This window comes from Actinomadura sp. 6K520 (genome assembly GCF_004349245.1).
Classification (GTDB): Bacteria; Actinomycetota; Actinomycetes; order Streptosporangiales; family Streptosporangiaceae; genus Spirillospora.
Genome location: NZ_SMLC01000140.1, coordinates 1 through 19439 on the forward strand (window position 1 = coordinate 1; position 19439 = coordinate 19439).

Annotated in this window: 21 protein-coding genes and 1 tRNA gene; 12 read left to right on the forward strand and 10 right to left on the reverse strand. The window is 73.0% G+C overall.

All coding sequences use genetic code 11. The annotated features are described in order from the left end of the window. The first annotated feature begins 121 nt into the window (after window positions 1-121). Genes mbhE through mnhG form a run of 6 tightly spaced genes read left to right on the forward strand, consistent with a single transcriptional unit; the run spans window position 122 to window position 6134 of the window. Window positions 122-2998 carry a hydrogen gas-evolving membrane-bound hydrogenase subunit E gene (gene mbhE / locus E1289_RS28110; protein ID WP_131985442.1) on the forward strand — a complete coding sequence of 959 codons (2877 nt, stop codon included), beginning with the start codon at window positions 122-124 and terminating at the stop codon, window positions 2996-2998. Further along, a complete protein-coding gene (locus tag E1289_RS28115) occupies window positions 2995-3459 on the forward strand; it encodes a Na(+)/H(+) antiporter subunit C (protein ID WP_131985444.1) in 465 nt (154 codons plus the stop codon). The genes mbhE and E1289_RS28115 overlap by 4 nt, the downstream gene beginning before the upstream one ends. Further along, entirely contained in the window at window positions 3456-4976 is a 1521-nt protein-coding gene (locus E1289_RS28120; RefSeq protein WP_131985446.1) for a Na+/H+ antiporter subunit D, read from the forward strand. The genes E1289_RS28115 and E1289_RS28120 overlap by 4 nt, the downstream gene beginning before the upstream one ends. Continuing rightward, window positions 4973-5515 carry a Na+/H+ antiporter subunit E gene (locus E1289_RS28125; protein ID WP_131985448.1) on the forward strand — a complete coding sequence of 181 codons (543 nt, stop codon included), beginning with the start codon at window positions 4973-4975 and terminating at the stop codon, window positions 5513-5515. The genes E1289_RS28120 and E1289_RS28125 overlap by 4 nt, the downstream gene beginning before the upstream one ends. Continuing rightward, window positions 5512-5778, forward strand: a complete 267-nt coding sequence (locus E1289_RS28130) for a monovalent cation/H+ antiporter complex subunit F (protein WP_131985450.1) — start codon at window positions 5512-5514, stop codon at window positions 5776-5778. The genes E1289_RS28125 and E1289_RS28130 overlap by 4 nt, the downstream gene beginning before the upstream one ends. Beyond that, window positions 5775-6134: a monovalent cation/H(+) antiporter subunit G gene (gene mnhG / locus E1289_RS28135; protein ID WP_131985452.1), complete on the forward strand. Its 360-nt coding sequence runs from the start codon at window positions 5775-5777 to the stop codon at window positions 6132-6134. The genes E1289_RS28130 and mnhG overlap by 4 nt, the downstream gene beginning before the upstream one ends. Here mnhG and E1289_RS28140 read toward each other — a convergent pair whose 3' ends face one another. Beyond that, a complete protein-coding gene (locus E1289_RS28140) occupies window positions 6135-7022 on the reverse strand; it encodes a siderophore-interacting protein (RefSeq protein WP_131985454.1) in 888 nt (295 codons plus the stop codon). Window positions 7023-7033: 11 nt separating this feature from the next. Continuing rightward, entirely contained in the window at window positions 7034-8071 is a 1038-nt protein-coding gene (locus E1289_RS28145) for an ABC transporter substrate-binding protein (RefSeq protein ID WP_131985456.1), read from the reverse strand. A gap of 94 nt (window positions 8072-8165) precedes the next feature. Here E1289_RS28145 and E1289_RS28150 point away from each other — a divergent pair, with 94 nt between their 5' ends. Genes E1289_RS28150 through E1289_RS28160 form a run of 3 tightly spaced genes read left to right on the forward strand, consistent with a single transcriptional unit; the run spans window position 8166 to window position 11157 of the window. Then, complete coding sequence (locus tag E1289_RS28150; RefSeq protein ID WP_243713206.1) at window positions 8166-9254, forward strand: iron chelate uptake ABC transporter family permease subunit; 1089 nt, start codon at window positions 8166-8168, stop codon at window positions 9252-9254. Further along, entirely contained in the window at window positions 9251-10333 is a 1083-nt protein-coding gene (locus E1289_RS28155) for an iron chelate uptake ABC transporter family permease subunit (protein WP_131985458.1), read from the forward strand. The genes E1289_RS28150 and E1289_RS28155 overlap by 4 nt, the downstream gene beginning before the upstream one ends. Next, a complete protein-coding gene (locus E1289_RS28160) occupies window positions 10333-11157 on the forward strand; it encodes an ABC transporter ATP-binding protein (protein ID WP_131985460.1) in 825 nt (274 codons plus the stop codon). The genes E1289_RS28155 and E1289_RS28160 overlap by 1 nt, the downstream gene beginning before the upstream one ends. A gap of 83 nt (window positions 11158-11240) precedes the next feature. On the opposite strand, the gene E1289_RS28165 is transcribed toward E1289_RS28160, so the two are convergent. The 7 genes from E1289_RS28165 to E1289_RS28195 all read right to left on the reverse strand — a co-directional run bounded on the left by E1289_RS28165 (window position 11241) and on the right by E1289_RS28195 (window position 17095). Further along, the gene (locus E1289_RS28165; protein WP_131985462.1) at window positions 11241-12506 is read right to left on the reverse strand and encodes an ABC transporter substrate-binding protein; all 1266 of its coding nucleotides are present in this window, start codon (window positions 12504-12506) and stop codon (window positions 11241-11243) included. Continuing rightward, on the reverse strand, window positions 12503-13627 hold the full coding sequence (locus tag E1289_RS28170; RefSeq protein WP_347813597.1) for a branched-chain amino acid ABC transporter permease: 1125 nt from the start codon (window positions 13625-13627) through the stop codon (window positions 12503-12505). The genes E1289_RS28165 and E1289_RS28170 overlap by 4 nt, the downstream gene beginning before the upstream one ends. Further along, complete coding sequence (locus E1289_RS28175) at window positions 13620-14510, reverse strand: branched-chain amino acid ABC transporter permease (RefSeq protein WP_131985464.1); 891 nt, start codon at window positions 14508-14510, stop codon at window positions 13620-13622. The genes E1289_RS28170 and E1289_RS28175 overlap by 8 nt, the downstream gene beginning before the upstream one ends. Further along, a complete protein-coding gene (locus E1289_RS28180; RefSeq protein WP_131985466.1) occupies window positions 14507-15406 on the reverse strand; it encodes an ABC transporter ATP-binding protein in 900 nt (299 codons plus the stop codon). The genes E1289_RS28175 and E1289_RS28180 overlap by 4 nt, the downstream gene beginning before the upstream one ends. Further along, window positions 15403-16215: an ABC transporter ATP-binding protein gene (locus E1289_RS28185; protein ID WP_131985468.1), complete on the reverse strand. Its 813-nt coding sequence runs from the start codon at window positions 16213-16215 to the stop codon at window positions 15403-15405. The genes E1289_RS28180 and E1289_RS28185 overlap by 4 nt, the downstream gene beginning before the upstream one ends. A 180-nt stretch (window positions 16216-16395) precedes the next feature. Then, window positions 16396-16686 (reverse strand): MTH1187 family thiamine-binding protein, encoded by a 291-nt coding sequence (locus E1289_RS28190; RefSeq protein ID WP_131985470.1) that lies wholly within the window; start codon window positions 16684-16686, stop codon window positions 16396-16398. 16 nt (window positions 16687-16702) lie between these two features. Beyond that, window positions 16703-17095, reverse strand: a complete 393-nt coding sequence (locus tag E1289_RS28195) for a hypothetical protein (protein ID WP_131985472.1) — start codon at window positions 17093-17095, stop codon at window positions 16703-16705. Between the two features lie 65 nt (window positions 17096-17160). Here E1289_RS28195 and E1289_RS28200 point away from each other — a divergent pair, with 65 nt between their 5' ends. Then, a complete protein-coding gene (locus E1289_RS28200; RefSeq protein WP_131985474.1) occupies window positions 17161-17928 on the forward strand; it encodes an enoyl-CoA hydratase-related protein in 768 nt (255 codons plus the stop codon). Window positions 17929-18176: 248 nt separating this feature from the next. On the opposite strand, the gene E1289_RS28205 is transcribed toward E1289_RS28200, so the two are convergent. Beyond that, window positions 18177-18250 (reverse strand) — tRNA-Ile (locus E1289_RS28205). Between the two features lie 179 nt (window positions 18251-18429). On the opposite strand from E1289_RS28205, the gene E1289_RS28210 reads away from it, so the two are divergent. Together E1289_RS28210 and E1289_RS28215 are read left to right on the forward strand one after the other, a co-directional pair. Continuing rightward, complete coding sequence (locus tag E1289_RS28210) at window positions 18430-19116, forward strand: LppX_LprAFG lipoprotein (RefSeq protein WP_131985476.1); 687 nt, start codon at window positions 18430-18432, stop codon at window positions 19114-19116. Beyond that, on the forward strand, window positions 19113-19439 hold a 327-nt coding region (locus E1289_RS28215), incomplete at its 3' end, for an MFS transporter (RefSeq protein ID WP_131985478.1). The genes E1289_RS28210 and E1289_RS28215, both read left to right, overlap by 4 nt.

Here is a 19439-nt window from a genome sequence, read left to right on the forward strand (position 1 = left end):
GGGGCTTTTTTCGTCCCCTGATGTGTTGCGGGTGGGTGGCTGGGGGTTCGTTTCGCGGGCGCTGGCCGGGTAGATCAACTGTGCGTTCGGTGGGTCTGCCTTGGGAGGGGACGCGGGCGGCATGGTGACGTTGGTCTTGGCCTATGCCGTCGTCGCCGTACTCGTGCCCTGGGCCCTGGGAGGCCATCGACGCGTGATGGCGTGCGCCGCGGCGGTGCTTCCGGCCGTGACGGCCGTCTGGGCCGTGGCTCACGCGGGTGGGGACGTGCTCACCGAGCAGGTCTCGTGGGCCGCCGACCTCGGGCTCGTCATCGACCTCCGGCTCGACGCGCTCTCCATCGTCATGCTCGTGCTGATCGGCGGGGTCGGCGCCGTCGCGCTGTGCTACGCGGGCTGGTACCTCGACCGCTCCGAAGCCCTGATGATCGGGACGCTGGTGGCGTTCGCGGGGGCGATGACCGGCCTCGTGCTCGCCGACAACCTGCTCGTCCTCTACGTGTTCTGGGAACTGACCACGCTCAGCTCCTTCATCCTGATCGGCACGCCACGCCCCGAGCGCGCCGAGGACCGGCGCGCCGCGACGCAGGCGCTGCTGACGACCACCGCGTTCGGGCTGCTCATGCTCGCCGGGTTCGTGCTGCTCGGGCAGACCGCCGGGACCTACCGGATCTCGGCGCTGCTCGCCGACCCGCCGGGCGGTGCGGCGGCCGAGGCGGGCCTGGTGCTGGTGCTGCTCGGCGCGTTCGCCAAGTCCGGGCAGGTGCCGCTGCACGCCTGGCTTCCCGCGGCGATGGTCGCGCCCTCACCGGTCAGCGCCTACCTGCACGCCGCCGCGATGGTGAAGGCGGGCGTCTACCTCGTGGCGCGGTTCTCGCCCGCGTTCGCCGAGACCGGCCTGTGGCGGCCGGTGGTCGTCTGCGTGGGGCTGGTGAGCCTGGTCGTCGGCGGCGTCATCGCGCTCCGGCAGGACGACCTGAAAGCGCTGCTCGCCTATGGGACCATCAGCCAGCTCGGGTTCCTGATGGTGCTGTTCGGGCACGGAACGCGGACCGCCGCGCTCGCGGGGGCCGCGCTGCTGCTGGCCCACGGGCTGTTCAAGGCGCCGCTGTTCCTCGCGGCCGGGGTCGTGGAACACGAGGCCGGGACCCGCCGGGCCAGTGCACTGTCCGGGATGTGGCGGCGGCTGCCGGTGACGGCGGTCGCGGCGGCGGCGGCGACCGCGTCCATGATCGGCCTGCCGCCCTTCCTCGGGTTCCTGGCGAAGGAGGCCGCCTTCGAGGCGTTCGCCCATGGCGGGTGGGACGCCGCGGTCCTCGCCGGCATCGTCGCGGGATTGGTGCTGACCACGGCCTACGGTGTGCGGTTCCTGCACGGCGCCTTCGCCGGCGGAGGGGGCGGTGTGCGGGGCGCGGACCCGTGGGGGATGACCGTGCCGCTCGCGGTCCCCGCCGCGGCCGGTTTCGCCCTGGGCTTCCTCTACGGGCCGCTGCAGACGATGATCGCGCCGTACGCGGACACGCTCGGCGCGGACGACGGCTACAAACTCGCGCTCTGGCACGGGCTCGGTCTGCCCCTCGCCCTGTCCGCGTTCGCCATCGCCGCCGGTGCCGCGCTGTTCCTGCTCGCCGGCCGGACGTACCCGGCCCGGCCGGTGCGGTGGCCCGTCCCGGACGGCCAGCGCGGCTACAACGGCGTGGCCCGGGGGACCCTCGTGTGGGCGCACGCGGTCACGAAGTGGACGCAGGTCGGTTCGCTTCCCGTGTACCTCGGAGTGATCGGCGCGACGGTCCTCGTGGTGCCGGGCACCGCGCTCTTGGTCGGGATGTTCGGGGACGGCAGCCCCGACGTCGCGGAGTACGTCCTGCGCGGCTGGGACGACCCCGTGCAGTCCGTCCTGGGCGTGGTCGTGATCGTCTGCGGTGTCGCCGCGCTGCTGACCCGCCGCAGGCTGTCGGCGGCGCTGCTGATGGGCGGGGTCGGCTACGCGATCGGCGGGCTCTTCGTGGCGCAGGGCGCGCCGGACCTCGCGCTCACCCACCTCGTCGTGGAGACGCTCCTGCTGATCAGCCTCGTGCTGGTGCTGCGGCGGTTCCCGGACCGTTTCCCCCCGCGCCGGCGCAAGCTCTCCGCCAAGATCGCGACGGGCCTGATCAGCGGGGGCCTCGGCGGGTTCCTCGCGACCTTCCTGGTGGTGGCGTCGCTGAGCCGCACCGACCGGCCGATCGGGCCCGGCTACACCGAACTCGCCGAGGAGGAGGGCACCGACAACATCGTCAACATGATCCTCGTCGAGACGCGGGCCCTGGACACCCTCGGCGAGATCACCGTGGTGGCCGTGGCGTCCATGGGCGTCATCGGCCTCGTGCTCAGCGGCCGCCGCGTCCAACGGCGGCCCGCCGAGGAGCCCGGCGCCGGCGAGCCGGAGGACGCCGGCGGAGGGCAGAGCTGGCTCGCCACCTCCGGCCGTCCCGCGCTCGGCGTCGCGCCGATGCTGCCCGCGGCGGCAGCGGCGCGCGTGCTCAACCCGGCGATCCTCGTGTTCTCCGTCTACCTGCTGCTCGCGGGGCACAACCGGCCCGGCGGCGGGTTCGTGGCCGGTCTCGTGGCGGCCATGGCGTACGTCCTGCGCTACCTGCCGGGCGGCCGGCGCGAACTGGCGGCCGCGATGCCCGTGCGTCCGGGTGTGCTGCTCGGCGGCGGGCTCGGGCTGGCCGTCGCGACGGGCACGGCCGGGTGGGGGCTCGGGGGATTCCCGGACGGAGACTTCCTGGCGAGCGAGATCCTGCGGTTCACGGTGCCGGTCCTCGGCGAGATCAAGCTCTCCACCAGCCTGTTCTTCGACGTCGGCGTGTACCTGCTGGTGCTCGGGCTGGTGCTGACGATCCTCACGACGCTCGGCGCGAGCCTCGACGAGAACGCGCTGGAGGAGGACGTCCCGGAAGAGAACGGGACGGGTGAGGCCGGCCCGGGCGACGCCTCGGAAGGAGCACGAACATGACGGGTCCCGCGCTCGTCCTCGTCCTGGCCGTCGCCGTGCTGTTCGCGGCCGGTTTCAACATGCTGATGGAGCGGTCGCTGATCCGGATCGTGATCGGCTTCATGCTGCTCGGGCACGGCGCCAACGTCCTCCTGCTGCTGGCGGGAGGCGCCGCCGGGTCGCCGCCGCTGCTCGGCGGGAAATCGGAGCGGCCGATGGCCGACCCGCTGCCGCAGGCCATGGTGCTGACCGCGATCGTGATCACCTTCGGGGTGACCGCGTTCCTGCTGGCGCTCGCCTTCCGCAGCCGGATCCTCCTCGGTGAGGACGAGGTGCGCGACGACGTCGAGGACCGCCGGATCCACGCGGGGCGGCGCCGCCAGGAGCCCTGGGCCGGTGGTGACGCGGAGGCCGACCCGGTCGAGGAGAACACCGAGCAGGAGAGCGGCGGGCGTGGCGGCGAGAAGGGCGGCGGTGCATGAACGTCCTCGTTCCGCTGCCGTTCGCGCTGCTGCTCCTGGGGGCCGCGCTCACGATGATCGGCCGCCGCCGGGCGGCATGGCTGCGCGTGCTCGCCCCGCTGACGGTCACGGCGTCGCTCGCCGCCGCCTGCGGCCTGATGGCGGCCGTGTCCCGGGACGGCGTGATCGCCGTCCAGCTGGGCGGCTGGGCCGCGCCGCTCGGCATCACCCTCGTCGCGGACCGGCTGTCGGCGCTGCTGCTCGTGGTGTCCATCGGCGTGCTGCTCGCGATCATGCTGCACGCCGTGGCGGAGGGCGCCGGAGGCACCGGCGGGACCGAGCCGGGCGTGTTCTATCCCGCGTACCTCACGCTGACCGCCGGGGTCGCCCTGATCTTCCTCGCCGGCGACCTGTTCAACCTCTTCGTCGCGTTCGAGATCATGCTGGCGTCGAGCTACGTGCTGATGACGCTCACGCCGACGGCGGAGCGGGTCCAGGCCGGCATGACCTACACCGTGGTCAGCCTCATGTCCTCGATCCTGTTCCTCGCCTCGATCGGCCTGACCTACGCCGCGACGGGCACGGTGAACCTCGCCGACCTGTCCGAGCGCGTCGCGGACCTGCCCGAGGGCACCCGGACGGCGCTCGGGCTGCTGTTCCTCGTGGTGTTCGGGATCAAGGGGGCGATCGCCCCCATGCACCTGTGGCTGCCCGACAGCTACCCGGCCGCCCTCACCAGGGTCACGGCCGTGTTCGCCGCGCTGCTGACGAAGGCCGCCGTCTACGCCCTCATCCGGGTGGAGACGCTGGTCTTCCCCCGGGAGCAGGTGTCGTGGGTCATGCTCGTGCTCGCCGCCGCGACGATGCTCGTCGGCACCCTCGGCGCGCTGACCCACGACGACATCCACCGGGTGTTCTCCTTCATCCTCGTGGGGCACATCGGCTACATGCTGTTCGGCCTGGGGCTGTTCAGCGTCGCCGGGCTCACCGGCGCGATCCTCTACCTCGTCCACCACATCGTGGTGCAGGCCGCGCTGTTCCTGGTCAGCGACCTGATGCAGGGGCGCACGGGAGAGACGTCGCTGCGCCGCCTCGGCGGCCTGGCGCAGCTGTCGTCGTTCGTCGCGGTGCTGTTCTTCATCCCCGCCATGAGCGTGAGCGGGATGCCGCCGTCCTCGGGGTTCATCGCCAAGCTCGCGCTCTTCCAGGCGGGTCTCGGCGAGGACCGCGTGATCGCATTCGTCGTCACCGGCGTCGCGGTGCTGGCCAGCCTGCTCACCCTCATGGCGATGTCCCGGATCTGGACGCTCGGGTTCTGGCGTCCCCGGCCGGAGGAGGCCGGCGAGCCGCCCGCGGCCGCCTCCTACACGCGGGCGAGCACGCGGCTCATGGGGACGGTGACGGCCGTCCTCGTCGTCGGCGGCCTGCTCATCGCCGTGTTCGCCGGGCCGCTGTCGTCCTGGAGCAGCCTCGCCGCGGCCGACCTGCTCGACCCGACGGCGTACCGGAGCGCCGTGCTGGGGGGAGGGACACCGTGAACCGCAACGTCCGCCGCGTCGCCTCCCGCCTGCTCATGGGGGGGTGGCTGCTGGGAGTCTGGCTGCTGCTGTGGGGACGGATCGACGCGCTGACCGTGATCGGCGGCGCCGTCGTCGTCGCCGGCGCGTACGCGGCGAGCCGGCTGCCCGCGGTCCCGCTGATCCGGCGGATACGGCCGCTGCGCGTCGTCGCGGTCATCGTCGAGTTCGGCTGGGACCTGCTGGTCTCCAGCGTGGTCATCGGATGGCACGCGCTGTACCGGCCGGGACGGGTGCGCAGCGCCGTCCTCGACGTGGAGATGCGGTCCCGCTCGGAGCTCATCCTGCTGGGGGTGACGACCAGCATCTCCCTCCGTCCCGGGACCCTCCTCATCGACCTGAACGCGGAGCGGACCGTGCTGCGCATCCACGCCATGCCCGTCCGCGGCCCGAAGGAGGCCCACGCCACGCGGGCGGGCGTGGTCCGGACGGAGGACAGGCTGATGGGCGCATTCGTGACCTGGGAAGACGCACCTCCGGAGGAGGACGACGACCGATGAACACCGTCTACGTCGTGACCATGGCGCTCCTGGGCGCCGCGTTCCTGATGACGACCGCGCGGCTGGTCCGCGGCCCCACCAGCTTCGACCGCATCATGGCGGTGGACGTCATGGCGGTCCTGCTGGTCAGCGGGATCGCGGTGCACTCGGCCTTCTGGAACGAGCCCGCGTACGCCCCGCTCCTGCTCGTCGTGGCGATGCTGGGCTTCGTCGGCTCGGTCAGCGCGGCGCGCCTCGCGGGGGCCCGGGCGGAGCGCCCATGAGCGTCGGCGACGTCATCACCGCCGTCCTGCTGCCCGCGGGCGCCGTATTCTGCGCCCTCGGCGCCCTGGGCGCGCTGCGCTTCCCCGACCTGCACAGCCGGCTGCACGCGGCGACGAAGCCGCAGACGATCGGGCTGCTGCTGATCCTCGGCGGGGTCGCGCCGCAGGCCGGTTCCGTCTCCGCCGCCGCCCCGCTGCTCCTGGTCGGCTTCTTCCAGCTGCTCACCGCGCCGGTCACCGCCCAGGCGGTCGGCGGCGCCGCCTACCGCGCCGGCGTCATCGACCGCGCCACCCTCACCGTCGACGACAGCCGCCGGGAGGGGGCGGGCGCCGCCGGGTTCCAGCCGGACCGGTGATCACTCCTCGGTGGCGGGGCCGCCTCCGGCGAGGTACTCGGTGAGGATGTCCTCCTCGGTGGCGCCGCGGCGCCAGTAGCCGGTGAAGGTGACGGCGCGGCGGTCCAGGCCGCGGTCGCGGACCAGGTGGCGGCGCAGCGCCTTGACGGCGGACGACTCGCCCGCGATCCAGGCGTAGGCGCCGTCCGGCGGTTCCGCGGCGCGGACGGCGTCGAGCAGGCCGCCGGGGGAGACCCACGTGACGTCCGCGTCGGCGGCGGTGGGGAGGTCCTGCCGGTCGCCGGGGTCCGGGACCTCGATCCAGACCCGGGCGGGCGTGCCGGCGGGAAGCCAGGCGAGGTTCCCGGCGATGGCGGGCAGCGCGGTCAGGTCGCCCGCCATCAGCACGGGGGCACCGGGCGGCGGGCGGAAGTCGAAGCCGCCGTTGTCGGGGCCGGTCGGGCCGAGGACGGTGACGCGGTCGCCGGGGCGGGCGTGCGCCGCCCAGCGGGCCGCCGGGCCGGACGAGCCGTCCTCCTCGTGCAGGGCGAAGTCGACGTCCAGCTCGCCGGGCCGCAGGTCGCGGACGGTGTAGGACCGCATGATGCCGCGTTCGGCCGGGTCCAGGGCCCGCCAGTCGGCGAACCACGTGTCACCGTCGCTGTTGTCCGGCATGACCGGCACGTCCTGGTGCGGGTGCGGGAAGAACATCTTGAAGCGCTGGTCGCGCCCGGCCGTGGCGAACGCCGGCTCCGCGGAGCCGTCCAGGGCCTCCCCGCCGAGCGTGATCCGGACCATGCTCGGGCCGAGCCGCTCGGACCGCAGGACGTGCAGGTCGAAGAAGGCGAAGGGGTGGGCCGGTCTCGCCGGGGCCGGCCTCCTGGCCGTCTTCGTGGTCGTCTCCGTCATGACGCCGCCTTTCAGCCGGTCTTCTTCGCGGAGCGCAGGGCCTCGGCGAAGGCTTCGAGGAGCGGTGCGCAGCCCGCGTAGGAGAAGCGGGGCTCGGGCTGCCACGGGACGACCTGGCCGGCCTTCACCGCGGGCAGATCCTTCCAGGTGGGCTTGTCGCCGAGGTCCTTCGGCTGGAGCGCCTGGGTGCGGGAGTCGAGCAGGATGACGTCGGCCTTGTACTTGCCGGCGTTCTCCCAGCTGAGGTTCTCGAAGTAGCCGTTCTGGTCGAGCTTGTCCGGGACGACGAGGTCGACGCCGAGTTCCTTGAGGTAGATCAGGTCGGTGTTCTTGTCCGGGCTGGAGGCGTAGAACAGGTCGGGGCTCGCGGACGCGGCCAGCACCTTCAGGCCGCCGCCGGCCCCGGCCGCCGCGCGCACCGCCTCGGCGGCCTTCTCGAACCGCTCCTTCGCGGCGGTGACCTTCGCCGACTTGACGTCCGCGCCGAGCGCGGCGGCAAGGGCGGCGGTCCGCTCGATCGGCTTGGGCAGCGGCACCGCGCCCGCCGCGATCGCGGCGCTGGGCGCCAGCGCGTAGATCTTGTCCTTGCTCTCCGGCGGGACGTAGAACAGCTCGTCCTCCAAGAACATGTTGCTGACCAGGAGCTCGGGACGCAGCGCGGCGTACTTCTCGATGTTGAACTCGCCGAAGGCGTTGCCGATGATCTCCAGCCGGTCGACGGGCAGGTCCCCGGCCTGCGGGTCGGGCTTGCCGTCCTTGAGCTTCGTCGGGCCGAACACCCCGACGAGCTGCTGGTCGACGCCGAAGTCGTACAGCGCCGCCGCAGCGGCGACGTAGCCGACGACGCGCTGGGGCCGCGACTTCAGGTCGATCTTCTCGCCGCGGTCGTCGGTGAACGACCAGGCGTCGCCGGACGAGGCGGCCGTGCCGCCGCCGTCACCGCCGCACGCGCTGATCAGGGCGCCGAGGGCGACGGCACCGCCCGCGCCGAGGAAGCCCCGCCGGGTGAGGGCGGCGGGGGTGAGCTGACGGGCGCCGGTGTTCGACATTTCGGGCGTTCTCCAATAATCGCGTACTCTGGCCCCTATTGCGGGCTTTTGGATCAGCGCTTAGGTTAACCTAACCTAAGTAGCTGTCCACAAGGTGGGATCGATCACCCGGTCCCCCGGCGCGTCCCCGGAGCCCCGCCAGGTGTTGTCGACCAAGTCCCCGCCGGTCACGGCGCCCGCCGCACGGCCCTCGGGCAGCGGGCGGGCGGCCGGGCTCGCCGGCGCGCTGCTGCTCCTGACCGCGGCCGTGCTGCTCAGCCTCGCGGTCGGCGCGAAGCCGCTGTCGCCCGGCGAGGCGTGGGACGGCCTGTTCCACGCCGGCTCGCCCGCGTACACGATCGTCCACGACATGCGCCTCCCGCGGACCGTGCTCGGCCTGCTCGCGGGCCTGGCGCTCGGTCTCGCCGGCGCCGTGATGCAGGCGCTCACCCGCAACCCGCTCGCCGACCCCGGGCTGCTCGGCATCAACGCCGGCGCGGCGGCCGCCGTCGTCTCGGCGATCTCCTTCCTCGGCGTCACCTCGTTCACCGGGTTCGTGTGGTTCGCGTTCGCCGGCGCGGGAGCGGTCGCGGTGCTGCTCTTCGCGGTCGGCGGCGGGCGCGCCGCCACACCCGCCCGGCTGGTCCTCGCCGGGGCCGCGCTGAACGCCGCGCTGTACTCCTACGTGAACGCGGTGCAGCTGCTCGACACCGCGTCCCTCGACCGGATGCGCTTCTGGACGGTCGGCTCGCTCGCCTCCGCGCAGTACGACACGATCGTGCGCGTCGCCCCGTTCGTCGCCGCCGGGCTGGTGGTGGCGCTGCTGCTGGCCCGCCCGCTGAACGCGATGGCGATGGGCGAGGACGCCGCCCGCGCGCTCGGCGCCGACCCCGGGCGGGCGCGCGTCGCCGCGATCCTCACGGTCACGCTGCTGTGCGGGGCGGCGACCGCGGCCTGCGGGCCGATCATCTTCGTCGGGCTGATGGTGCCGCACCTCGTCCGCGCGCTGACCGGGTCGGACCTGCGGTGGCTGTTCCCGTACTGCGCGATCCTGTCGCCGGCGCTGATGCTGGCGGCCGACGTCATCGGACGCGTCGTCGCGCGTCCCGCCGAGCTCCAGGTCGGCATCGTGATGGTCGTCGCGGGCGGGCCGGTGTTCCTCTACTTCGTGCGCCGCCCCCGCCGCAGGGCGCTCGCCTCATGATCGGGTCCCGCCTCGGGAAGGGGCGTCACCAGAACCGCGGCCCGCACTTCGCCGTCGTGCGGGCGCCCCTCGGGCTCTCGCTCCGCTTCCGCCCGCGCGCCGTCATCGTCGCGGCCGCCTGCCTGGCCGTGGCACTCGGCATGGGCGTGCTCCTCATCGGCACGGGCGACTTCCCGATGAGCCCCGCCGATGTCGTGCGCACCCTCGCCGGGCAGGGCGCGCCCGCCGACACGCTCATCGTGAACCAGATCAGGCTGCCGCGCACGGTGGCCGGGCTCGCGGTGGGCGCGGCGCTCGGCCTCGCGGGCGCGATCTTCCAGTCGCTGGTGCGCAACCCCCTCGGCAGCCCAGACATCCTCGGCTTCACCCAGGGCGCGTCCACCGGCGTCCTCGCCGTGATCGTGCTGACCGGCGGCGGCAGCGTCGCCGTCGCCGCGGGCGCCGCGGCCGGCGGGCTGGCGACCGGGCTGCTCGTGTACGCGGTGGCGGGCCGGCGGGGCGCGCACGGCCAGCGGCTCATCCTCGTCGGCATCGGGATCGCCGCCATCCTCACCGGCGTGAACGGCTACCTGCTCACCCAGGCCAACATCGTCGACGCCGCCCGCGCCGTCCTGTGGCTGACCGGCAGCCTCGACGGCCGCGACTGGGCGGACGCCGCGCCCGTCCTCGCCGGGCTCGCCGTCCTCGGCCCGCTCGTCCTCGTCGGCTGCGGCCGCGCGCTGCGGATGCTGGAGATGGGCGACGACGCCGCGCACGGGCTCGGCGTCCCCATCGAGCGGGTGCGGCTGCTCATGCTGACCGCGGCGGTGCTGCTCACCTCGTTCGCCGCGGCCGCGGCCGGGCCGGTGGCGTTCGTCGCGCTGACCGCGCCGCAGCTCGCCCGCCGGCTGACCCGCACCACCGGCCCCAACCTGCTGCCCGCGATGTGCATGGGCGCTGCGCTGCTGGTGACCGCCGACTGGACGGCGCAGCGCGCCTTCCCGGGGCATCAGCTCCCGGTCGGCGTGGTGACCGGGCTCCTCGGCGGCGGATACCTGGTCTGGCTCCTCGTGACCGAACGCAAGACGGGACGAATCTGATGAAGGACGCAAGGTTGTCGCCGCCAGGTGCACGGCTGACCGGGGAGGGGCTCACCCTCGGATACGACGGGCGCACCGTCGCCGAGGGCCTCGACGTCGCCGTCCCGGACGGCTCCTTCACGGTGATCGTGGGCCCGAACGCGTGCGGCAAGTCGACGCTGCTGCGGGCGCTGACCCGGATCCTCAAGCCGTCCGCCGGCACCGTCGTGCTGGACGGGGAGCCGATCGCGGGCTGGCCCGCCAAGAAGCTGGCCCGGACCCTGGGGCTCCTGCCGCAGTCCTCGATCGCGCCGGACGGCATCACGGTCGCCGACCTGGTCTCGCGCGGCCGGTACCCGCACCAGAGCCTGCTGCGGCAGTGGTCGCGGGAGGACGAGCGGGTCGTCGCCGAGTCGCTGGCGGCGACCGGGGTCGGGGACCTCGCCGACCGGCACGTGGACGAGCTGTCGGGCGGGCAGCGGCAGCGCGTCTGGATCGCGATGGCGCTGGCCCAGCAGACCCGGCTGCTGCTGCTCGACGAGCCGACGACGTACCTGGACATCGCCCACCAGATCGAGGTCCTCGACCTGTGCGCCCGGCTGCACGAGGAGGGCCGGACGGTCGTCGCCGTCCTGCACGACCTCAACCACGCCACCCGGTACGCCACCCACCTGCTCGCCATGCGGGAAGGCCGGATCGTGGCGGAGGGCGACCCCTCGTCGGTCGTCACGGCGGACCTGGTCGAGGAGGTGTTCGGGCTGCCGTGCCGGGTGATCGAATGCCCCGAGACCGGGACGCCCCTGGTCGTCCCGGCCGCGCGCACCCGCGCCCCCGCCCTGCGCTGACCCGGGCGGCGGCCGGCGCGGGCGGGGACGGATGCGGCGGGGACCGGGCGCACACGACCCCGGTCCCCGCCGCCGGTCTCTCGCTACTTGCCCGCCGGGACCTCGTACGCCTCGGCGGTCTTGGAGGCGGTGGCCTCCCGCTCGACGACCAGGCCGCCGGCCGCCTTGGCGTCCGTCCGCAGGATGTAGGTCTTGCGGGTGCCCGGCTCGTTCACCTTCGAGAAGTCCATCGCGGTGCCGTACCCGCCGTCGTAGGACGTGCTGGACCGGTGCGCCTTGATCAGGCCCTCCCGGGTGAGGTCCTTGGCCTGGCACGCCTTCGTGAGCGCGTCACCGAAGATCACCGCGCTGGTGTAGCCGTTGACGACCGCGTTGTCCAGCGGCTGCCCCGGGTACTTCTTCTCGTAGTCGCCGGCCAGCTTCTTGATCTTCTCCAGGTCGGACGAGATCGGCGCGCCGGCGCTGGCGAGGTAGAAGTCCTTGAGCAGCGCGGGCGCCGCCGGGGTCTTCAGCAGCTGCGGGGAGAACCCGGAGTTGCTCGCCACGATCGGCACCGTCAGCCCCTTGGAGCGCGCGACGCCCGCGAGCGACGCCGACTGCATCGGCCCGGCGCTCATCAGGATCGCCGACACCCCGGCGCTCCGCAGCGCCGACACCTGCGCGCTCATGTCGTTGTCGGTCGCCTTGATCTTCTGCTCGACGATCGTCAGGCCGAGTTCCTTGGCCGCGTGCTTGGACCCGGCCAGGGCGCTCTCCCCGTAGTCGCCCTCGAAGTACACGTGGCCGACCTTGTCGCCCTTCTTGACGCCCTTCTCCTCCGTCAGGAAGTCCAGGGCGTTGATCATGTCGATGTCGTAGGTGGTGCCGGTGACCTGGATGTACTCGTTGCCGAGCAGCGTCGTCGCCCACGCGTTGGGGATGACGAACATCTTGTCGGCGGTGATGCGGTCACCGAGCGCCGTCACCATCGGCGACCCGACGAACTGGGCGAGGCCGATGACGTTGGACTCCAGTTCGCTGTAGGCGGCCACGGCCTTCTGCACGTCGTACCCGTGGTCGCGGACGACGAGCTCGACCGTCCGCCCGCAGATGCCGCCGTCGGCGTTCACCTGCTCGACGTACATCTTCTGCGCCTGGGTGAGGCTCTTGCCGAGCGGTGCGTACACCCCCGTCATGTCGGTCTGGACACCGATGCTGATCTTGTCGTCGGTGACCCCGGTCCCCTGCTTGACGCCGTCGGCACCGGTCGCCCCCGAGCCGCCGGTCGCCTTGTCGCTGCAGGCCGCCATGGCCAGCGGCAGGGACAGCGCCAGGGCGCCGGCCACCGTGGCGCGCACCATTCGTCTCATGCTGGTTGCTCCTCTTTTTCGAGTGGGGTGAGGTGTCGGGAGGCCCGGCGGCGGGACGCGGCGGTGCGCAGCATCGGCCACACCCCGGCGAGGCCGCGGGGCAGGAAGAGGACGACGGCGACGACGGCGGCGCCGTACAGGATTCGGGCGGCCTCGGCGGGGGAGACCCCGCCCGAGCCCGGTGCGGCGACCATCGGCAGGTCGTCGCCGAAGCGGGTGAGGAACTGCGGCAGGACGGAGACGAACACCGCCCCCGCGACGGCGCCGGCGACGCTGCCGAGCCCGCCGATGACGATCATGGCGAGGTAGTCCAGGGCCAGGAACATCCCGAAGTAGTCGGGGACGGTCCGCTGGAACGCCAGCGCGAGCAGCGCGCCCGCCGCCCCCGCGTACATCGACGACAGCACGAACACCCCGGCCCGGTAGCGGGCCACCGGCACGCCCATGACCGACGCGGCCACCTCGTGGTCGCGGATCGTGTTCATGGCCCGTCCCGGGCGGCCGCGCAGGATGCCGCGGGCGATCCACGCGGCCGGGACCAGCAGGGCGACGGCGAGGAACCACAGCCGCTCCAGCGCGCCGAGCGGCACGTTGAACAGCACGACGCCGGGGGAGTCGTCGAAGGAGAACCCGAAGATCTCCAGCGGCGGGACGTTCCGCCCGTTGAAGCCGCCGGTGACGCTCTCGGCGTTGAACAGCACGTGCTGCCCGATGAAGATCAGCGCGAGGGAGGCGATGCCGAGGTAGACGCCGCGCAGCCGTCCCGCGATGGGGCTGAAGGCACCGCCCGCGACGCCGGCGAGGACGATCGCGCCGAGGAACGCCAGCGGGGTCGGCAGCCCGAGGCCCGACATCTCGTCTCCCGGTGAGGACGCCAGGTACACGTACCCGTAGGCGCCCACGGCCAGGAAGAACGCGTGGCCCATCGACAGCTGCCCGGTGGACCCGGTGAGCAGGTTCAGGCCGATCGCGCCGATCGCCGCGGACATCGCGAACAGGCCCGTCTGCAGCCAGAACGCGTCCAGGTAGAGGGGCGGCAGGAGCATGAGCCCCAGGACCGCCGGGACGAGCCACCACCGTCCCGGGCCGATCAGGCGGGGGAGGATCCGACGTTCAGACACGCGACAGCTCCCTCGTCCCGAACAGTCCCGCCGGGCGGACCAGCAGCACGATGAGCATCACCAGGAACGGCGCGACGCCGCCGATGCCACGGCCCAGGAACGTCAGGTCGCCCTGGTAGCCGGTCACCAGCGACTCGGTGAGCCCGATGAGGAGCCCGCCGACCAGCGCTCCGGTGGTGGAGTCGAGCCCGCCGAGGATCGCGGCGGGGAACGCCTTCATCGCGGCGAACGAGGTGCCGCGGTCCAGGCCCGGCGTGGGGAACACCGTGAGGAACAGCGCCGCGACGGCGGCGAGCCCGCCCGCGATCGCCCACGCGGCCAGCGACACCCGGGACAGCCGGATGCCCATCAGCGAGGCCGTCTCGCCGTCCTCGGCCGCCGCCCGCATCGCCACGCCCCACGACGTGAAGCGGAACGCCAGCAGGAACGCCGTGATGATCGCCGCCGCGACGACGAGCGCGGCGATGCGCGTCTGGGCGATGCCGACGCCGCCCACGTACACGATCTTGTCCTGCCACGGGTCGCCGAGCGAGAGGACCTGCGTGCCGATCCGGCGCGTCAGCTCGGTCGCCAGCACGATGTCGATGCCGATCGTGACGATCGCCAGTACCGCCTGGTCCTCCACCCGCGCGTGCCGCAGCACCAGCACCTGGACCAGCACGCCGAGGACCGCCGCGGCGGCGATGCCCGCGGCGAGCGCCGGGAGGAAGCCGATGTCGTCGTGCAGCACGGCCGTGACGAAGCCGCCCGCCAGCAGCAGCGACGCGTGCGCGAAGTTGACCACCTCGGTGGCCTTGAAGATGATCACGAAGCCGAGGGCGATCAGCGCGTAGACCGCTCCCGCCGAGACCCCGTTGATCACCAGCTCGATGAACGTGCTCAAGGGTTTCCTTCCCCGTGGGAGGGCGCCGCCGGCTCGTGGGCGGCGCCGAGATAGGCGCGGATCACGGCCGGGTCGCGCTGCACCCGCTCCGGTTCGCCGCCCGCGATGCGCCTGCCGAAGTCCAGGACGGTCACCTCGTCGGCCAGCCGCATGACCATGCCCATGTCGTGCTCGACCAGCAGGATCGACAGGCCAAGGTCGGCGCGGGCGCGGGCGATGACCTCGGCCATCCGCCGCCGCTCCCCGCCGTTCATCCCGGCGACCGGCTCGTCCAGGAGCAGCAGCCGGGGTTCCATCGCCAGCGCGCGGGCCAGCTCCAGGCGCTTCTGTACGCCGTAGGGCAGCGTGCCGGCGGGCGCGCCCAGGTGGTCGTCCACGCCGACGAACCGGGCGATCTCGCGGACCCGCGCCCGGTGCCGGGCGTCCTCGCGGCGCGCCCACGGCGTCCGCAGGCCCGCGGACGCGAACCCGGCGCGGGTGAGCCGGTGCCGCCCGAGCATCAGGTTGTCCTCGGCGGACTGGTGCCGCGACAGCGCGATGTTCTGGAACGTGCGGGCGACGCCGAGGGCGGCGATCCGGTGCGGCGGCAGCGACGTCAGCTCCGCGCCGCCGAACCGGACGCTGCCCTCGCTGGCCCGGTACACCCCCGACAGGACGTTGAAGCACGTCGACTTGCCCGCGCCGTTCGGCCCGATGATCGCGTGCACGGTCCCGGGCGCGACGGTGAAGCCGACGTCGTCCAACGCCGTGAGCCCGGCGAACCGCACCGTGAGCCCGCGGACGACGAGCGCGCCCGGCTCCGCCTCCTGCGCGGGGGCGGCCTCCCGGTTCGCTTCGCTCAGCTCTGTCTCTTGCGAGGGGGCGACCCCCCGCGCCCCCCGGTTCGCTTCGCTCATCCCGTCCACCTCCCAAGCGCGGGCGGAATGAACTTCTCGGCCGCCTGACCGTCCTCCTCGGTGTCGGTCTCCTCACCGACCCCGAGGTAGCGGCGCCGGATCTCGTCGCTGCCGGCCAGTTCCGCCGACGGCCCGTGCAGCGCGACGGCGCCGACCTCGAGGACGTGCGCGTGCGACGACAACTCCAGCGCCAGCGCGGCGTTCTGCTCGATCAGCAGGATCGCGGTGCCCTGCAGGTTGATCTCGCGGACGGTCTCGGCGATCCGCTCGGCCATCAGCGGGGCGAGGCCGAGCGTCGGCTCGTCCAGCAGCAGGACCGACGGGCACGCCATCAGCGCCCGCCCGATCGCGAGCATCTGCTGCTCGCCGCCGGACAGCAGCCCGGCCCGCTGCCGCGCCCGCTCCGCCAGCACCGGGAAGAGCTCCAGCACCCGCCCGTGCGCCTTGGCGGCCTCGGACCGGCTGGGCGCGCCGAGCGCACCCGCCCGCAGGTTCTCCTCGACGCTGAGCCGGCCGAACACCCGCCGCCCCTCCGGCACCTGCACCACCCCGGCCGCGACGACGGTCGCCGGGTGCAGCCCGATCAGGGAGCGGTCGCCGAGCCGCACCGAGCCCGCATCCACCGCGCCGCGGTGGAACGGAAGCGTCCCCGAGATCGCCCGGAGCAGCGTCGACTTGCCCGCCCCGTTGGCGCCGAGCACCGCCGTCACCGATCCGGCCGGGACGTCCAGCGACACGCCGTGCAACGCCCGCACGGCCCGGCCGTAGGTCACCGACAGATTCCGGACCGCGAGGGTCCCGTTCGCCATGCACGCCTCCACAATTCGTGTGGCTGGCACCCCAACACGGGGCGCCGACCTGCGTCCATGGGGCGCGGGCAAGACGTGGCGGGCGTCCAATCGAACGCCATTCGGATTGTGTGGCGAGCACAGCCGGCACCGCCCGGGGGGTGGATCCGGGGGGTGTTCCGGTCGTCCGGTTGTGCGCGGTCAGCGGAGGTGGCGCTCCACCGACTCGACCTTCGCGTCGAGGGCGCCGGTGACGCCGGGACGGAGGTCGGCCTTGACGACGAGGCTCACCCGCGGGGCCCGCGCGGCGACCGCGTCGGTGGCCGCCTTCACCACGGCCATCACCTCGTCCCACTCGCCCTCGATCGTGGTGAACATGGCGTCGGTGCGGTTGGGCAGCCCGCTCTCGCGCACCACGCGCACGGCCTCCGCGACGAGCTCACCGACCTCCGCACCGGCGCCGAGCGGGGTCACCGAGAACGCGACGAGCATCGTGGACCTCCATTGGTCAGGGCTGCAGGACCTGCCGCACCACGATCTCATCCAGGCGCCGCTCGACGATCGCCCCGGCCGGCCAGTCGCGGACGAGGGTCCGCAGCAGCGCCGCCTCGTGCTCGGCGAACGAGGAGTCGCAGCCCTGCTGTTCGAGGCTGGACCTGATCGCCAGCACGTAGTCCTCGTCGGTGAACCCCGGCACCTCCCGGACCATCGCGGTCGTCGTGGCGCGGTGCGAGTTGAGGCCCGCGAACGAGCGCCCGCAGCCGCACCCGCCGTCGGGGTCGTCCCGGTCGCGTGCGCACACGATCCCGATGTGGACGAGTTCGCCTTCGACGCACCAGTCGAAGTCGTTCGCGCGGAATCCCTGGCTGGAGTTGGTGGCGGTGAGCAGCTTCAAGGCCATTACCCCCTCGGCGCGTCCGTGGACCCGACCACCGTACGACGAGGGTCTGACGTAACGTCGGGGGCATGAGCGAAGACGTCCTGCTCCACCGCGACGCGGCGTTCACCACGATCACGATGAACCGGCCGCGCCGCCGCAACGCGCTGTCCCGCGACTTCCTCCTTGAGCTGACCGATGCGTTCCGCGAGGCGGGCGGCACCGACGCCCGCGGGGTGATCCTCGCCGCGAACGGCCCGGTCTTCTCCGCCGGCCACGATTTCGCCGACATGGCGGGGGCCTCCCACGCCGACGTCCGCGACCTGCTCCAGGTCTGCACGGAGCTGGTGCGGACGATCCAGTCCGTCCCCCAGGTGGTGGTGGCCCGCGTGCACGGCCTGGCCACCGCCGCGGGCTGCCAGCTGGTGGCGAGCTGCGACCTGGCGGTGGCCGCCGAGAGCGCCGGCTTCGCCGCCCCGGGCGGCAAGGGCGGCTGGTTCTGCCACACGCCGCTGGTGGCGATAGCCCGCAACGTCGGCCGCAAACGCGCCGCGGAGATGGCGCTCACCGGCGAGATCTTCGACGCCAGGACGGCCGCCGACTGGGGCCTGGTCAACTACGCGGTCCCCGACGAGGACCTGGAGAAGGCGACCCACGACCTGCTCCAGCGAGCCACCCAGGGCAGCCCGTCCAGCAAGGCCCTTGGCAAACAAGGCATGTACGCCCAATTCGACCGCCCCGAACAAGACGCCTACACCTACGCAATAGAAGTAATGGCAGCCTCCAGCCAAACCCCGGAGGCCCAAGAAGGAATGGCGGCCTTCCTGGAGAAGCGCCCTCCAACCTGGCCCACCTGAACCAAGAGGGGGCGAGGGGCGGAGCCCCAGGACCTTGCCCCGCGCAAAGGAAGAGGGAGCGCCTGAGCCGGGGAGGGGTATGGGGGCGGAGCCCCGAGCCACGCACAAAGGTGCAGGGCCGCGGAGACCTGAGCCGGGAGGGGGCGTGGGGGCGGAGCCCCCACATCGGGGGTCCGGGGGTCGTCCCCCGGAGGGTGGCGGAGGACCACCGGCCCACGCTCTCCGTGGGCATGGTTCGCCCAGGTCCGTAGGGCGGGCGGGACTCGAACCCGCGACCGGGAGATTATGAGTCTCCTGCTCTGACCAGCTGAGCTACCGCCCCGCAGCGTCCCGCCGTGCCGGTCGGGGCGTTGCCGGGTGTCATCTTAGCGGTGCGAAAAAGGTGGCTGCCACAGTCATTTCGGGGGTGTCGGGGGTGGGTGCGGGTCCTACTTCGGGTGGGGCGATGTCATACCTGGTACCGAGTGACGGGGGCGGGAACCCGTCGGTAGGGTCCCGCGTATGTCGAGACGCATCCTCGTCCTCGTTTCCGGGCTGCTGGCGCTGGTGTTGACCGGTGGGTGCAGCTGGGGCGGGTCGGACGAGCCCGCCGGGAAGGCGGATTTCGATGCCGCGCAGACGTTGCGGCAGGCCGCGCAGGCGATGGGGGATCTGCAGAGCGTGGCGTTCACCGTGGAGTCGGAGGGGCAGACCCCGGTGATCGTGAAGGGCGGCGATCTGAAGCTGCTCCGGGAGGGGGACGCGGAGGGGACGCTGACGGTCGAGCAGCAGGGCCAGAACGTCGAGATGAAGGTCGTCGCGGTGGGCGACAGCATCTACCTGGACGCGGGGACGGGCGGCTGGCGCAAGCTGCCGAAGGCGCTGGCGGCGAGCATGTACGACCCGTCGGCGGTGCTGGATCCGGAGCGCGGGATCGCGAAGCTGCTGGGGTCGGCGGCGGAGCCGGAGCCGCAGGCGGTGGAGAAGGTCGGCGGCAAGGAGGCGTACCGGGTCGGGGCGACGTTGCCGAGGGCGCAGCTCGCGGGGCTGATTCCGGGGATCAACGCGGATCTGGAGGGGCAGCTCTGGGTCGACCGGTCCACTCATCGGCTGGTGAAGGTGCGGGGGGCGTTCCCGGAGGGGAAGGGCGCGGTGGTGATCTCGTTCACCGAGTTCGACGCGCCGTACGAGATCAGCGCGCCGAAGTGAGGCGGCGTCGCCGGGTCGCGATCGGGGCCGGCGGGGCGGTGGTGCTGCTGGCCGCGCTCGACGCCTACGTGGTCACGACGATCCTGGTGCCGGTGGTCAAGGATCTCGGCATTCCGGTGAACCGGCTGGAGCGGGTGACGCCGGTGCTGTCGGGGTTCCTGCTGGGGTACGTGGCGGCGATGCCGCTGCTGGGGCAGTTGTCGGACCGGTTCGGGCGGCGGCCGCTGCTGCAGGCGTGCCTGGTGTTCTTCGCGGTCGGTTCGGCGGTCACGGCGGTGGCGGGCGATGTGCCGCTGCTGACGGCGGGGCGGGTGGTGCAGGGC